The sequence below is a fragment of the Aminobacter aminovorans genome (genome assembly GCF_900445235.1).
Classification (GTDB): Bacteria; Pseudomonadota; Alphaproteobacteria; order Rhizobiales; family Rhizobiaceae; genus Aminobacter; species Aminobacter aminovorans.
The window spans coordinates 2,234,585-2,248,121 of the sequence record NZ_UFSM01000001.1 but is presented as its reverse complement, the minus strand read 5'-3'; the positions used below and the strand labels follow the sequence as shown (position 1 = coordinate 2,248,121).

At 62.7% G+C, this 13,537-nt stretch carries 16 protein-coding genes; 9 read left to right on the top strand and 7 right to left on the bottom strand.

Annotation, left to right across the window (positions count from 1 at the left end):
* Positions 1–6: 6 nt before the first annotated feature.
* Both DY201_RS11075 and DY201_RS11070 read left to right on the top strand, forming a co-directional pair.
* Positions 7–384, top strand: a complete 378-nt coding sequence (locus DY201_RS11075) for a hypothetical protein (RefSeq protein ID WP_131922256.1) — start codon at positions 7–9, stop codon at positions 382–384.
* A 349-nt stretch (positions 385–733) separates the two neighbouring features.
* The gene (locus DY201_RS11070) at positions 734–1,099 is read left to right on the top strand and encodes a hypothetical protein (RefSeq protein ID WP_245431964.1); all 366 of its coding nucleotides are present in this window, start codon (positions 734–736) and stop codon (positions 1,097–1,099) included.
* Between the two features lie 70 nt (positions 1,100–1,169).
* Here DY201_RS11070 and DY201_RS11065 read toward each other — a convergent pair whose 3' ends face one another.
* Both DY201_RS11065 and DY201_RS29010 read right to left on the bottom strand, forming a co-directional pair.
* Complete coding sequence (locus DY201_RS11065) at positions 1,170–1,658, bottom strand: GNAT family N-acetyltransferase (protein ID WP_425358722.1); 489 nt, start codon at positions 1,656–1,658, stop codon at positions 1,170–1,172.
* A 2-nt stretch (positions 1,659–1,660) separates the two neighbouring features.
* A complete protein-coding gene (locus tag DY201_RS29010) occupies positions 1,661–2,725 on the bottom strand; it encodes a lytic transglycosylase domain-containing protein (RefSeq protein WP_165915840.1) in 1,065 nt (354 codons plus the stop codon).
* 171 nt (positions 2,726–2,896) lie between these two features.
* Between DY201_RS29010 and DY201_RS11055 the strand changes: the two genes are divergently transcribed.
* Complete coding sequence (locus DY201_RS11055) at positions 2,897–3,478, top strand: methylated-DNA--[protein]-cysteine S-methyltransferase (protein WP_115731238.1); 582 nt, start codon at positions 2,897–2,899, stop codon at positions 3,476–3,478.
* A gap of 107 nt (positions 3,479–3,585) precedes the next feature.
* On the opposite strand, the gene DY201_RS11050 is transcribed toward DY201_RS11055, so the two are convergent.
* Positions 3,586–3,912 carry a hypothetical protein gene (locus DY201_RS11050; RefSeq protein ID WP_115731237.1) on the bottom strand — a complete coding sequence of 109 codons (327 nt, stop codon included), beginning with the start codon at positions 3,910–3,912 and terminating at the stop codon, positions 3,586–3,588.
* Positions 3,913–4,257: 345 nt separating this feature from the next.
* Between DY201_RS11050 and DY201_RS11045 the strand changes: the two genes are divergently transcribed.
* A complete protein-coding gene (locus DY201_RS11045) occupies positions 4,258–4,467 on the top strand; it encodes a cold-shock protein (protein WP_109575191.1) in 210 nt (69 codons plus the stop codon).
* A gap of 296 nt (positions 4,468–4,763) precedes the next feature.
* Here DY201_RS11045 and DY201_RS11040 read toward each other — a convergent pair whose 3' ends face one another.
* The 3 genes from DY201_RS11040 to DY201_RS11030 form a co-directional block, all read right to left on the bottom strand.
* A complete protein-coding gene (locus DY201_RS11040; RefSeq protein ID WP_115731236.1) occupies positions 4,764–5,375 on the bottom strand; it encodes a glutathione S-transferase family protein in 612 nt (203 codons plus the stop codon).
* Positions 5,376–5,478: 103 nt separating this feature from the next.
* Complete coding sequence (locus DY201_RS11035) at positions 5,479–6,315, bottom strand: EAL domain-containing protein (RefSeq protein ID WP_165915839.1); 837 nt, start codon at positions 6,313–6,315, stop codon at positions 5,479–5,481.
* On the bottom strand, positions 6,308–7,219 hold the full coding sequence (locus tag DY201_RS11030; protein WP_115731234.1) for an EAL domain-containing protein: 912 nt from the start codon (positions 7,217–7,219) through the stop codon (positions 6,308–6,310). Before DY201_RS11030 ends, DY201_RS11035 begins: the two co-directional genes overlap by 8 nt.
* Positions 7,220–7,499: 280 nt before the next feature.
* Here DY201_RS11030 and DY201_RS11025 point away from each other — a divergent pair, with 280 nt between their 5' ends.
* From DY201_RS11025 to DY201_RS11015, 4 genes are all read left to right on the top strand, one after another.
* Positions 7,500–8,702, top strand: coding sequence for a pyridoxal phosphate-dependent aminotransferase (locus DY201_RS11025; protein WP_115731233.1), 1,203 nt, complete (start codon positions 7,500–7,502; stop codon positions 8,700–8,702).
* A 290-nt stretch (positions 8,703–8,992) separates the two neighbouring features.
* Positions 8,993–9,316 carry a hypothetical protein gene (locus DY201_RS11020; RefSeq protein ID WP_131922254.1) on the top strand — a complete coding sequence of 108 codons (324 nt, stop codon included), beginning with the start codon at positions 8,993–8,995 and terminating at the stop codon, positions 9,314–9,316.
* A 124-nt stretch (positions 9,317–9,440) separates the two neighbouring features.
* Positions 9,441–9,611, top strand: coding sequence for a type II toxin-antitoxin system antitoxin (locus tag DY201_RS29005; RefSeq protein WP_018428911.1), 171 nt, complete (start codon positions 9,441–9,443; stop codon positions 9,609–9,611).
* A gap of 331 nt (positions 9,612–9,942) precedes the next feature.
* The gene (locus tag DY201_RS11015; protein ID WP_115731231.1) at positions 9,943–11,829 is read left to right on the top strand and encodes an MFS transporter; all 1,887 of its coding nucleotides are present in this window, start codon (positions 9,943–9,945) and stop codon (positions 11,827–11,829) included.
* A gap of 73 nt (positions 11,830–11,902) precedes the next feature.
* On the opposite strand, the gene DY201_RS11010 is transcribed toward DY201_RS11015, so the two are convergent.
* Positions 11,903–12,796 carry an NAD(P)/FAD-dependent oxidoreductase gene (locus DY201_RS11010; RefSeq protein WP_115733727.1) on the bottom strand — a complete coding sequence of 298 codons (894 nt, stop codon included), beginning with the start codon at positions 12,794–12,796 and terminating at the stop codon, positions 11,903–11,905.
* A 187-nt stretch (positions 12,797–12,983) separates the two neighbouring features.
* Here DY201_RS11010 and DY201_RS11005 point away from each other — a divergent pair, with 187 nt between their 5' ends.
* Positions 12,984–13,430: an Rrf2 family transcriptional regulator gene (locus DY201_RS11005; RefSeq protein ID WP_115733726.1), complete on the top strand. Its 447-nt coding sequence runs from the start codon at positions 12,984–12,986 to the stop codon at positions 13,428–13,430.
* Positions 13,431–13,537 lie beyond the last annotated feature (107 nt).

Sequence of the window (13,537 nt, the reverse complement as noted above, 5' to 3'; positions counted from 1 at the left end):
TTGCGAATGAAACTGAAAACTATGCGGCTGGCACTGGCACCGGTGCTGGCGGGACTTCTGGTTGCGGCCGTACCGGTCGCGGCAATGGCCAAGGACAAGGGCTCGCTGGCCGGCAACGAAGGCAAGAAGCGCTACGCGGCGCAGTTCGGCCAAACCACCGGCCCGTGTAAGGACGCCTATAAGAAATACGTCGCCGCACCTGGCCACTCGGCCTATGCGCAAACGCACGTGAACTTCAACGTCGAAGCCTTTTACTGCGCCGACTCCCTCAACGCCCCGTCCCAGGCCGCAGCCGAAAAACAGGCGCTTGAGCGTTGCAACTCGGTCGGCAAGAAATACAAGCTCAAGACCACAGGCAAGTGCGCCATCTACGCCTCGAAGTGAGGTTCGCTCTGAGCTTACCCTCCCCCTGTGGGGAGGGTCATCCGCAACGCGGATCGGGGAGTGGGGGTGGTCCATGCCGCACACCGCGCCTTGGTCGCTTTTGAATGGCCCACAGCCTCCCTGTTGGCAGCTTCAGGAGCGCAAGACGGAGTTCGTCTGCCGGAGACCATCGCCTCCTCTCGCCGATCTGCACCCTCGTCATCCCGCCCCCATCCGGCTACCCTGCCTCCTCACTACAGCCCCGCGCATCCTTTTGGGCGCAGAGGACGCTGCAGCACTTTGAATTTGTGCATGATCTTTCCGAAAATCGATTCCCATTTTCGGGATCATGCCTAGCAGGAATCGCCGCATGCCCATCGCCTACGACCCGTTCGACGAGATCCGCCGCGAGGCATCCGGTGTCAGTCTGGTCCCGCCGCAGGTCGTCGCCGACAACGCCGCCAAGGGGCTTGCGCTCAGAAAACAGTTCGGCCGCGGCGGCACCGAGATCGGCGTCGCCCGCGCCGAGGAGCTCGTCGTGCGCACTGAACTTACGCCGCACACCATCAAGCGCATGGTCAGCTACTTCGCCCGCCACGAAGTCGACAAGCGCGGCAAGAACTACGGCAACGAGCAGAACCCCTCAGCCGGCTACATCGCCTGGCTGCTCTGGGGTGGAGATGAGGGTCGGAAGTGGGCTCTGGAGATGAAACGCGCTATCGCTGATCAGGCGTAATGCTGTTCGATTATCTGAATAGCCCAAAATCGAAAACAGCCATTATTGCTGCTATTCTTAAGTGCAGAACCTACCCACCCCAGTCCACCTCGGTCATGCCGAGCCTGAGATAGAGCCGAACAGCAGCCGAGTTGTCGACCAGGTTGGTCTTGAGGTCGATATGGCTCGCGCCCCGCGCGGCGAAGGTGGCAAAGACGTGCCACAGCAGCGCCTCGGCGATACCCTTGCCGCGACTGTCGGGGCGTACGGCAAGGTCTTTCAGGAAGCCGCTGGTCCAGCTGAGGGCAGCCCCGGTCAACCGGCCCTCGTTATCGAAGACCAGGAAACAAAGTTCACGGTCAAATTCCGAGTCGGCCTCAAGTCGTGGCCACCACTGGTCGAACGGCCCGTTCATGCCGTCGTCGAAGACGAGCTCAAGCAGATCGTAAAGTGCAACCGCGTCGGAGGCCTGGAACGCCCGCATCGAAAATCCGGCGGGCCAGTGTGGAGGCTTCAATTCGCCCGGCAGAACCCTGCGCAGGCGGACGTCGTTTTCGCCCTGCGGCGATGGCATCGGCAAGACTAGCCGCGATGACGGGCGCGGTCGCGGCCGAGCCCGGTTTCGTCGAGCAGGCCCTTGCGCTTGGCGTGGTAATAATAGCCGCTCTGATAGAGCTTGTCGGCCTGGTCCTCGTCGCCGTCGGCCACCATCCAGGCGCCACGCAGATATTTGACCGCGTATTTCAGGTTGGTCTCGGCGTCGAACAAGCCACGTGCCGGTCCGTCATAACCCATGCCGCGCGCTGTCGCGTGCTTGATCTGCATTAGTCCCCAATGGCCCCGGTTGTAGGCCAGCGGATTGAAGGTGCTCTCGCGGTTGACCACGCGCCGCACCAGCCGTTCCGGCACCTCGTAGAGGGCCGCGTATTTCGAGATCAGCTCGTCGATCTTGCCGCGCGAGGCAAGCGTCGGGCTGTCGGGTGCGGCATAAGACGAGGTGGCGAAGCTTTCGGGCGCGACATTGCCCAGCGACGCGACCTGGTAGCTGCGCGGCAGCGGCGCGCTGGCCGGCAGGGCATAGTCGGCGATCGTCGGAGCTGACGGGAATTCGCCGGTCAGCTTGGGCGCGCCGGCAACAACGACGACATCGCCACCGGCCATCGGCACCGACATCGGGTCGACCGGGCCCTTGGCCAAGGCCGGAGCTACGGGAGCGGCGTCTGCAACGGCCACAGTCTTGGCGGCATCCGCGGCAGGCACAGCCGGCGCAGCGGCAACGGTCTTTTCGGCACCACCGGCAGGCGCCGGCTGCACGGCGGCAACGGCCACGGTAGCGGCTTCGGCTGCGCTCGGCGTCGAAGCGTCAGCGGCAACATCCGAAGCATCGGCTGGCGCCGCGGCAGCCAGAACGGCCGTAGCCGACGACGTTTCGGCGGAAGCGTATGATGTGGTCGGGATCACCGCCACGGTTTCGGGCAGCGCCAGATCGGCAACCTCGGACGAGGCCGGTGCAATCTCGGCGTTCAGGGCCACGTCGGCGCCCGTCGAAAGATCGGTGCTGAGGGCCGCTGTGTTGGTCTGGCAGCCCGACAGCAGTGCCGTCGCCAATGCCGCCGAGATCAGCAGGTGGGTCTTTATCGCCGGCAAATGCACACTCTGTTAATGATTTCGTCCCGCCGCACCTCTCTACAACAACGTATGAGCCCGGGCAATCCACAGGCCGATGTGGTTTTCGGGTGGCCTGCGGTGGCAGATCATGGCAGATTGTTCCCTCTTTGTACCGAATTCACTCCCGCCGAACGGACGAAAGGAACGGTCATGGACACCAGCATTTTCTCCCCCCTGCCCGGCCACGCCGTCTTCGAAACGGCCCTAGGTTTCATGGCCCTGGCGTGGAGCGACACCGGACTGACCAGGCTTTGCCTGCCCGAGAAAACCCACGACGCAGCCGAACGCCGGCTATTGCGCCTAGCCGGCCATGGCACAGCCGCAGGCGACGGCACGCCTCCATTATGGATCGCCATCCTGATCGCCGACATCAGGCGCTACGCCGAGGGCGCCGACATCGACTTCTCTGAAGTGCCGGTCGATCTTGCCGGCGTCGACGACTTCCGCCTCGACATCTATACCGCCGCCAGAAACCTTCATTATGGCGAGACCACCACCTATGGCGGGCTAGCGGAAAAGGCTGGCCGCAAGGGGTTTTCCCGCGAAACCGGCTCTGCGCTGGGCGCCAATCCTATTCCCCTCGTCATCCCTTGCCATCGCATCTTGGCCGCTGGCGGCAAGATCGGCGGCTTCTCGGCGACGGGCGGGTCGAACATGAAGGAAAAGATGCTGGTACTCGAAGGCGTGCGTGTAGGCCCACCGCCGACCACTCAAGCATCATTCGGGTTCTGACCGGCGATTGAAAAGCGGCTGACGCCGCAGCCGCGCAGCTACGCGCCCAACGCCCCGCCAAGTGCGCAAAAGACGTCCACCTCTCGGGAAAAGTAGCCTGAGTGCGTTCAATGGCGAAGCGGAAACAGCCGGCGTTTGAAGAAGTCGCGCTCGATTCGCTTGCAGTTGTAGACCGGGCAGGACCGCGCATCGGCGGTCGGCACATATGCCCGGCGCGCCTCTTCGCCGGCCGAGCAGAAGTGGTCGTTGGCGACATAACGATCATAGCGCGGCACGCCAGATGTCGGCGACGTCCAGCGCAGGATCACGGCCCCCTGGTTGCGCACCACGCTCTGCGCCTGAGCGCAGCTCATTTTCGTTGACACATACCGCGAAACGGCCTGCGCTTCGGCGGCCAGCAGTGTCAGGCACGCGGCAAGCAAAATGGTTTTCATGACGACCTCCCTGGATTTCAAAAGGCGGCGGCCCACCTGCCGATTGTACATCAAAGCGCCGCATGCGCGCCTCAAAGCGTCTGCGATGCTACAGCGCCACTCAATATAACACCCTGCGCCCGCCATGGTTGCATGCCAATTGGGGCCGGTTTCAGGCATCCACTATTTGGAAGGGCTTGCACTTGGCGCCAATTGCCCTTATATCCGGCACGTTGATATTTCGGCCGACAGATCCGTGCCCCGCGACACTCTCGCGTTTGCAGACGTCTCTCCCCAAAATCTCGATACAACGACTAGGCATGCTCGCTTGGTCAAGAATAACTGCAAACGACAAGGATATTCAAAATGGCAACTGGCACCGTTAAGTGGTTTAACGCAACCAAGGGCTTCGGCTTCATTCAGCCCGACGCCGGTGGCGCGGACGTTTTCGTCCACATCTCCGCTGTTGAGCGTTCGGGCATGGGCTCGCTGGCCGACGGCCAGAAGGTCAGCTTCGAAATCGAGCAGGACCGTCGCACGGGCCGTTCGTCGGCTGGCGCTCTGAAGGCAGTCTGATTTAAGGCGCGCAGGAGCGAAAGCTCCGATTGCGTTGCAAGTCACGGATGTACTGGCGGCTGCGCGACAAGCGCGCCGGAACCGGGACCGGGAAGGACGATGCGGCAGATTGCCGTGCGCCTCGGGTCTGTGGAACCAGGATCAGCTGCTGACAGCGGAAGGCGGGGTTACACCCCGCCTTTTTCTTTTCCGCAAACAGGTTCGCGGCCCGGAATGCCCATGCTTACACCTGTCCGCGACATAGAAGATGCCCGAAGATCAGATCTTCGGGCCTTTTGCATTTCAGGATCGGGCGTTCAAGGCAGCCAGGTGAGCGGCACATGACCCTCATCTGCCGCCACGCGGAGAAGCCAGGCCTTGACGGCTGGAAACGCGTCCAGATCGTAGCCGCCGACGGTCGCGTCATGGCTGTAGGCATAGAGAGCTATGTCGGCGACACTGATCGCTTCGCCTGCCAGGAACGGCGTCTTCTCGAGTTGCGTCTGCATCACGCCGAGCGCCTTGTTGCCGCCATCGAGCAACGCCTGCATGCGTTCCGGGGTCGCCTGGGCGGCGCGCTCCGGGTAGAGAAACATCGTCCGCCTGACAGCAACGAAGGGTTCGTGGCTGTACTGCTCGAAAAACAGCCATTGATAGACCAACGCCCGCTGGTAGGCATCTGTCGGCAGCAGCCGGGTGCCTTCGGCCATATGCAGCAGGATCGCATTGGACTCGGCAAGGAAACGGCCATCCTCGAGCTCGAGTAGCGGCACCTTGCCGTTGGCGTTCTTTGCGAGGTAGGCGGGCGTGCGTGTCGAGCCGTCGCGCGAACTGGTTTCGACATGTCGGAACGGCCTACCGAGCTTGGCCATCAGAAGCCGCGGCTTGTAGCTGTTGCCGCTGTCACTCATTCCATAGATCGTGATCATCGCACTCACCTCGTTTGGCCAGCGATTATCGCCCCAGGGATGAGTCTATCCAGCGAATTGTTGTGCTGCCAGGCATCAGCTTTGGTGATGCTTCGCGCGGATGTCAGCCGAACAGTGGCACCACCACGCATTGACCGCGGCGATATTGCGACGCGTCGCGTGGCCCCTCGGCAAAGATACTGCCGACCAGCTTTGCCGGTTCCAGCAGGTCGCCCTGCAAAAGCTCGACACCGGCGCCAAGCGCGATTTCGAGGCGGTTCTCATTGTCGATGCCCTCAACGAGCACCTCGGCGCCAAGCGTCTTGAGTTCCGAAACCACAGGGCGCAGCAGCCGCCCGGTCGCCGCATCGGCGCAGAAGCGCTCAAACGAAGCGCGATCGAGCCTGACGATGTCGGGTAGCACGCGCTTGACGGCATCGCCGTCAGGCTCCGCCGATCCATGATGGCCAATGGCGACACGCATGCCGAGCGCGCGCAGCGCGCAGGCGAGCTGTTCGTCGCCGCCGATCTCGCAGATCAACTGCGACGCCTCGAAACCTTCGCCTTTAAGGCGCCGAACCATGAAATCCAGATCATCGAGGGCAAGCGCCTGGCCTTCGATGTCCTGCCTGAACAGCACCGCTATGCCCTTGAGGCCCATGTTGTGGACGTTGGCCAGCGGCAACACCGCCCAGACGCGCCCGACGATTGCGCGCTCTTCGACAGCAACTTCAGCGAGGAACTCGCCGATCGCCGCCGGTCGGCCCTCGCGGTAAGGCACCACCTGGGCTTCGGCAGCGACCGGCGTCAGGCGGCCGTCCTCATGCCGGAAGATCGGCTGGATCGCACAACGCAGGCGAAATTCGCCGTGGACGCCGAATTCCAGGCCAATTTCGTCGGCGGCAATCCTTGCCACCAGATCCGGAGGCAGCTCGCCAAACCCGAAAACCGCGTCACTCATGCACTGTCCTCTTGCCGAAGCTTCGGCTTGATCGCGGCGCGCGAACGGCAACCGCATCGGCAATTCCGGCGGGCAAAAGCTCCGTCCGGTGATCTCCGGCGGCTCCGGGCGCCACCGGTTCGAAGTGGGAAAAATTCGCCGGCACGATTTCGGGCAGAGCCAGAACGAAGCCCTGCACCATCGAGGCGCCGGAACGCTCGGCAAGTTGCAGCTGCCAGCTTTCCTCGAGCCCCTCGAAAACGGTGCGGATGCCCTTGTCCTCGAAATTCGCCACCATCTCTTTGAGCAGCGCGAAGCCGGCCCCCGATTCCATCAGCCGGCTGATCCAGTGCGCATCGAACTTGACGATGTCGGGCTTGATGTCGCGGATGCGCTTGATGTCGGATTCGTCCGACCCGAAATCGTCGACGGCGATGCGCAGGCCGCTGTCCTTCAGTGCCCTGACGAATTCGAACAGCGCCTCTTCCGAGGCCGGTTTCTTCTCGGTGACCTCGCAGACGATGCGGCGCGGATCGATGCCGGTTTCATTGAGCACCTGGCGCATGTCGCGCAGCGCGTGTTCCGAGATCGAGCGGTCGAGAAACACCGAGGGATCGAAATTGATGAAGATCGACGCATCCTTGGGCAGGAACACGGCGGCGTTCAGCAGGTGCAGCGTGCGGGTCAGCGTTTCGACATGCAGCCGTTCGATGCCTTCCACGGCAGCGAAGAAAATGCCCGGCGGCACGGCTTCGGTACCGCGAAACGGCCTGATTAGCCCTTCGAAGGCTGTGACCAGCAAGCGGCCCGACTGAAAGGCGAAAATCGGCTGAAACGCGCTGCGCAGGGCATGCACGCCCCAGACGCCTGACGCAGATCCGTCGTCGTGCCGGATGATTTGGGCGAGCCCGATGCTCTTCGACACGGTCCGTCCTATTTCCGGAAAGCTGCGAAATTGCCCCGCTAAAATCTCATCGAAGATTTGATCGGCGGTTAACGCAATGGCTCAAACTTGAACGAACGCCGCCCAGCCGACTGTTTATGCACAGCTTCCGCCAGCGTCTGGACCATCACATCCAGGCCCCCGGAAACGTCAATTCGCTTGCGATTCCCTGCGTCATGCGACATTACAGCGCCGCGCATTCCGTTGGATGCGCAAAGGCGGTCGAGCGACCGCGTCCTTTCCGAACCGGAGACCTGAAGTCATGGCCTTTCTTGCCGATGCCCTTTCCCGCGTTAAGCCTTCCGCGACTATCGCGGTCACGCAGAAAGCGCGCGAGCTGAAAAATGCCGGTCGCGACGTCATCGGCCTGGGCGCAGGCGAGCCGGATTTCGACACACCAGACAATATCAAGAACGCGGCGATCGAAGCGATCCGCCGCGGCGAGACCAAGTACCCGCCGGTCTCGGGCATTGCACCGCTGCGCGAGGCCATTGCCGCCAAGTTCAAGCGCGAAAACAATCTCGACTACAAGCCCGAGCAGACGATCGTCGGCACTGGCGGCAAGCAGATCCTGTTCAACGCCTTCATGGCAACGCTGAACCCCGGGGACGAGGTCATCATCCCCCGCCCCTACTGGGTCAGCTACCCCGAAATGGTGGCGATCTGCGGCGGCACCTCGGTGTTCGCCGAGACGTCGATCGACAACGGCTTCAAGCTGACGGCGGCAGAGCTCGAAAAGGCGATTACGCCGAAGACCAAGTGGCTGTTGATGAACTCGCCGTCGAACCCGTCGGGCGCCGCCTACACGGAGGCGGAACTGCGCGCCATTGCCGACGTGCTGCTCAAGCATCCGCATGTCTGGACGCTGACCGACGATATGTATGAGCACCTGACCTATGGCGACTTCGTCTTCAAGACTATCGCCCAGGTCGAGCCCAGGCTCTATGACCGCACGCTGACGATGAACGGTGTGTCGAAAGCCTACGCCATGACCGGCTGGCGCATCGGCTATGCCGCCGGCCCCGTCGCGCTGATCAAGGCGATGGACATGATCCAGGGCCAACAGACCTCGGGCGCCTGCACCATAGCCCAGTGGGCGTCGGTCGAAGCGCTCAACGGCCCGCAGGACTTCATCGCCAAGAACAAGGCGATCTTCCAGAATCGTCGTGACCTCGTCGTGTCGATGCTTAACCAGGCGCGCGGCATCTCTTGCCCGTCGCCGGAAGGCGCCTTCTACGTCTACCCGTCCTGCGCCGGCCTGATCGGCAAGAAAACGCAAGGCGGCAAGGTCATCGATGGCGACGAGACATTCTGCTCTGAGTTGCTCGAAGCCGAAGGCGTGGCCGTGGTGTTCGGTTCGGCCTTCGGCCTCGGTCCGAACTTCCGCATCTCCTACGCCACCTCCGAGAAGCTGCTTGAGGAAGCCTGCACGCGCATCCAGCGCTTCACCGCGTCGCTCGTCTGAGCCATGCACTGAGGCAGAACGGGAACCCGGCTTCGCGGCCGGGTTTCCTTTGCCAGTTGCATAAAGCAACCCTTAATTGTATGCAGATGCCAACAGAAACCTTCTGAATCTCATACGCTATCATACATTTGCATATTGCCGTGCCGGTACAATCTGTTACTCTAAAGTAACTATATCCGCCCTCGTCGGCGGAAGCGTGCAGAGGCAGTCAGAGGCAGCAATTGTATCAGCGCAGACAGCAGCAGCAGGGGCGAAGGAGCGGAAGTCTGCTCTCACGCCTGTTGTTGCTGTTGCTACCGCTTTTTGCTGCCCTCAGCGTCTCGGTTGCATCGACCCACGCGCATGCGGCAGGCTATCATCCTGAAGCAAATCTGTCGGCCAGCGAAGGCACCTACCGGGTCACCGATGATCCCGGCGCGCTTCCTGACTGCATCGATTCGTGCCTTGCCCTTGCCGAACTGAACGGCGACGGCAGCGACGACAGCGCCCTGCTGCGCGTCACCAATGCCATTCCGGCTGTCGACCTGACCAGAGGTTCGCTGGCCATCGACCCACTTTTCAGTTTCCTGCGCTACCGAACCAGCGAGCCGCGCGCGCCTCCTGCTCGCGCCTGAACGGCGTAACGCGCCCCACCTGCGCCGCATGAGTGGTCGGCAGCGGCTATAAGCATCACGCTCGCCGCCATGGCTGTTCATCATTGCCCCCGGGACATTTCCCGAAACAGTCTCAGGAATTATCATGTCTAAGACTCATCCGCTCGGATTCCGTATCGAACGCGACCTCAAGGAAGCGCTCGTCAAGGCAGCCAAGGACGACCACCGCTCAGTGTCGTCGATGGTTGAAATCATCATCGCAAGGTGGCTGCGCGATCGCGGCTACCTCGTCGAGAAGGAAGAACGGGCCGCCTGAGCCCGCTTCCCCCCGCTACCCTGCCCGGCGCGCAATTTGGCGCCGGGCAGCATCGGCCAGATATCGCGTCCATCTCAGGCTGTCTTTACTGCCAAACTGGCAAGTTCCGCTTTCAGCATGTTCTCGACGTGCCCCCGCCTCGTCGTTTGCAACGCAGCAAAAAAGCCGCGACGACTTCGCGCTTGCTTCTACGACCAAAGTCATAATCCCAAAGCAGCGATGGATAACGCCCATCTTGCGGCGTTATCAATTCGGCGTCGTTAGGTCAGGCGGATTCGCGCGGAGATTGCTCTCCAGGCTCTTGCCGCCGGCACTCTGGGAGGAGACATCTATGGCAATTTCGGCAACAGCCGACGCCCGCGGGCGCGGCATGACGCGAGAAGAGAAGAAGGTCATCTTCGCTTCCTCGCTCGGCACAGTTTTCGAATGGTATGATTTTTATCTCTACGGTTCACTCGCAGCCTTCATCGGCGCGACCTTCTTTGCCTCGTATCCCGAGGCCACGCGCAACATCTTCGCGCTGCTCGCTTTCGCCGCCGGCTTCCTGGTCCGCCCGTTCGGCGCGCTGGTCTTCGGCCGCATCGGCGATCTCGTCGGCCGCAAATACACCTTCCTCGTCACCATCCTGATCATGGGCCTGTCGACCTTCTTCGTCGGCCTGCTGCCCGGCTCGGCCACCATCGGCATCGCCGCTCCGATCATCCTGATCGCGCTGCGCATGCTGCAGGGCCTGGCGCTCGGCGGTGAATATGGCGGTGCCGCGACCTATGTCGCCGAGCATGCCCCCGACGATCGTCGTGGCTACTACACCTCGTGGATCCAGACCACCGCAACGCTCGGCCTGTTCCTGTCGCTGGTCGTCATCCTGGTGGTGCAGACCTGGCTCGGCAAGGAAGCCTTCGCCGCCTGGGGCTGGCGCGTTCCGTTCCTGCTATCCTTCATCCTTCTCGGCATCTCGGTTTGGATCCGTCTGTCGCTGTCGGAATCGCCGACCTTCCAGCGCATGAAGGAAGAGGGCAAGGGCTCCAAGGCCCCGCTTTCGGAAGCCTTCGGCCAGTGGAAGAACGCCAAGATCGCCCTGCTCGCTCTGTTCGGCCTCACCGCCGGCCAGGCTGTGGTGTGGTACTCGGGCCAGTTCTATGCCCTGTTCTTCCTGCAGAACGTGCTCAAGGTCGACGCCCAGGCGGTCAACATCATGATCGCGATCTCGCTGCTGCTCGGCACCGGCTTCTTCGTGCTGTTCGGCTGGCTGTCCGACAAGATCGGCCGCAAGCCGATTATCATGGCCGGCCTGGCACTCGCCATCGTCACCTACTTCCCGCTGTTCAAGGCGCTGACCTGGGCCGCAAACCCGGCACTGGCCACTGCCCAGCAGAACGTTCGTGCCACCGTCACTGCCGCTCCTGGCGACTGCAAGTTCCAGTTCAACCCGGTGGGCACCGCGAAGTTCACGACCTCTTGCGATATCGCAACTTCGTTCCTGACCAAGAACTCGGTTCCTTATGACGTCGTCACCACGGCGGCTCCAGGCACCGCAGCCAGCGTCAAGATCGGCAACGAGACCGTCACCTCCTATGACGCCATCGCCGCTGGCGATGCTGCAAAGGCGAATGACGCAGCCTTCGTCAAGGCGGTCAACATCGCCCTCCACGCCGGCGGTTATCCGCTTGTCCGCGGCGCGGCCAAGGTTGCCGACCAGAAGCTCGACGCCTTCATCGCCGCCAACCCCGAGCTCAAGCTCGACGCCGCCGCCATCCGCGCCGGTGAAAAGGTAACGGTGCCTGCCGCTCAGGCGATCAAGGACAAAATCGTCACCGCCGAAGAGGCAGCCAGTGCTCCGGAAATCGGCTTCTTCAACATCCCGGCCGGCGGTTCCTTCACCATGGTCGCCGATCCGGCCGCAGTGAGCTGGCCGGGCGTCATCGCCATCCTCACCGTGCTGGTCATCTACGTGACCATGGTCTACGGCCCGATCGCCGCGATCCTGGTCGAAATGTTCCCGACCCGGATCCGCTACACCGGCATGTCGCTGCCCTACCACATCGGCAACGGCTGGTTCGGCGGCCTGCTGCCGGCAACTGCCTTCGCCATGAGTGCCGCGGCCGGCGATATCTACTACGGCCTCTGGTACCCGATCGCGATTGCCGCCATGACGCTGATCATCGGCACGCTGTTCGTCAAGGACACGCTCGGAACCAACCTCAACGCCAAGGACTGATTGCGGTCATTCCTGACAACAAGAAGCCCGGCAGGATCGCTCCTGCCGGGCTTTTTCTTTGGGCGCATAGCGTTCAGTCGGCCTCGAACATCAGCGAGCGATGCGTGGCCACCCCTGCCATGGCGCCGTCGCCGACCGACAGCGCCACCGAGCCGGCAGCCCGCGCAATGTCGCCGCAGGCGAACACGCCCCTCGCCGTTGTCTGCTTCATCGCGTCGGTCCTGATGAAAGCCCCCATCGGCCCGGCATCCAGCTCGCAGCCCAGTTGTTCGACCCAAGGGATCTGGAGCGAGGTCCTGGGCATGGTGAACAGCCCATCCAGTGCGACCACCCGGCCGTCTTCCAGAACGACATCGGCGCTTTCGCCCCTGATCTCGCGGACCAGTGCCGGGTCCACCGTCGTGCCGCGCGCCGCAAGTTGTCGTAACTGCTCGGCATCAGGAACGAAGACGCCATTGGTGAACAGCGTCGTCGTGCCCCAGTCCGGCAGCATCAGCCCGTGGTGGATGGAGTGCTCCGACACGGCGAGCACCCCGATGCGGCCCTGCTCCAATTCGTAGCCGTGGCAATAGGGACAGTGGAAGACGGAACGGCCCCAGCGCTCACGCAGGCCGGGGATATCAGGCAGGCTGTCGGAGACCCCAGCCGCCAGCACCAGCCGCCGGGCTGTTTTCACGCGGCCGTTGCCGAGATCGACGGCGAAGCCACCCTCGATCCGCCGCGCGCCCTCCGCCCTGCCCTCGACCCACGCCACGCTGGGATAGCGCTCGAGCTGCACCCGCGCCTCGGCGGCAATCGCCCCAGGCTCGCGCCCATCCTGGCCAAGGAAGCCATGTGATTGCGCAGCGAAGCGGTTGCGGCGCTCGCCGGCGTCGACCACCAGGATATTCCGCCGGGCACGGGCAAGCTGCAGCCCCGCAGAAATCCCCGCATAACTGCCCCCGACAATGACGACGTCGAAATTCATGGTTTCGTTTCCTTGATGCGTTGCGCCTGCCCGACAGGCCTGATGGCCTTCCCGGAGCATCACGCCACTTATTATGTTACATGATCGACGTCGTCAAGTTCACGCAACTCCTGTTGTTGCGTGACTGCTTATCTGTTAGGTCTGCTCAGCCGCCGAAGGCGACCGAACCGTGCCGAAAGAACAGATGATGAGACCCGACACCCGCCTCTCCCGCATGCTGCATGTGCTGATCCACATGCAGCACCACGAGGGCACCGCCACCTCGGACGCCATCGCAACCATGCTCGGCACCAACCCTGTCGTCGTGCGCCGGACCATGGCCGGACTGCGCGACCAGGGTTATGTCCGCTCCGAGAAAGGCCATGGCGGCGGCTGGCTCCTGGCGCGGCCGCTGGAGGAGATCACATTGCTCGACATCCACAAAGCGCTCGGCGCGCCACAACTTTTCGCCATCGGCCTCGCAGGCGACAACCCCAGCTGCACCGTCGAACAGGCGGTCAACGTCTCGCTCGCCGAGGCGATGAACGAGGCCGAGAGGATCCTGCTGGCAAAATTCGGCAAGGTCACGCTGGCGGAGCTGGCCGAAGGTGCTGCAAAGGCCTCCACGCGCAAGCTCACGATGGAGCACGTCTAGGGACGCGCCCGGGCTCGGGCAAGTACGCCGCTCAGGCGGCCCTAAGCTATCGATGCGCGAGGTTTGGTGCGGACCAAAACCGACGACATCAAGTGCCCGTCACCTTC

Coding starts and splice junctions, on each gene's coding strand:
- DY201_RS11010 (WP_115733727.1), bottom strand. CDS start 12,796: ATGAATTTCGACGTCGTCATTGTCGGGGGCAGTTATGCGGGGATTTCT.
- DY201_RS11005 (WP_115733726.1), top strand. CDS start 12,984: ATGAGACCCGACACCCGCCTCTCCCGCATGCTGCATGTGCTGATCCAC.
- DY201_RS11035 (WP_165915839.1), bottom strand. CDS start 6,315: ATGAGTGACGCGGTTTTCGGGTTTGGCGAGCTGCCTCCGGATCTGGTG.
- DY201_RS11050 (WP_115731237.1), bottom strand. CDS start 3,912: ATGAAAACCATTTTGCTTGCCGCGTGCCTGACACTGCTGGCCGCCGAA.
- DY201_RS11015 (WP_115731231.1), top strand. CDS start 9,943: ATGGCAATTTCGGCAACAGCCGACGCCCGCGGGCGCGGCATGACGCGA.
- DY201_RS11075 (WP_131922256.1), top strand. CDS start 7: ATGAAACTGAAAACTATGCGGCTGGCACTGGCACCGGTGCTGGCGGGA.
- DY201_RS11055 (WP_115731238.1), top strand. CDS start 2,897: ATGGACACCAGCATTTTCTCCCCCCTGCCCGGCCACGCCGTCTTCGAA.
- DY201_RS29005 (WP_018428911.1), top strand. CDS start 9,441: ATGTCTAAGACTCATCCGCTCGGATTCCGTATCGAACGCGACCTCAAG.
- DY201_RS11070 (WP_245431964.1), top strand. CDS start 734: ATGCCCATCGCCTACGACCCGTTCGACGAGATCCGCCGCGAGGCATCC.
- DY201_RS11025 (WP_115731233.1), top strand. CDS start 7,500: ATGGCCTTTCTTGCCGATGCCCTTTCCCGCGTTAAGCCTTCCGCGACT.
- DY201_RS11045 (WP_109575191.1), top strand. CDS start 4,258: ATGGCAACTGGCACCGTTAAGTGGTTTAACGCAACCAAGGGCTTCGGC.
- DY201_RS11040 (WP_115731236.1), bottom strand. CDS start 5,375: ATGATCACGATCTATGGAATGAGTGACAGCGGCAACAGCTACAAGCCG.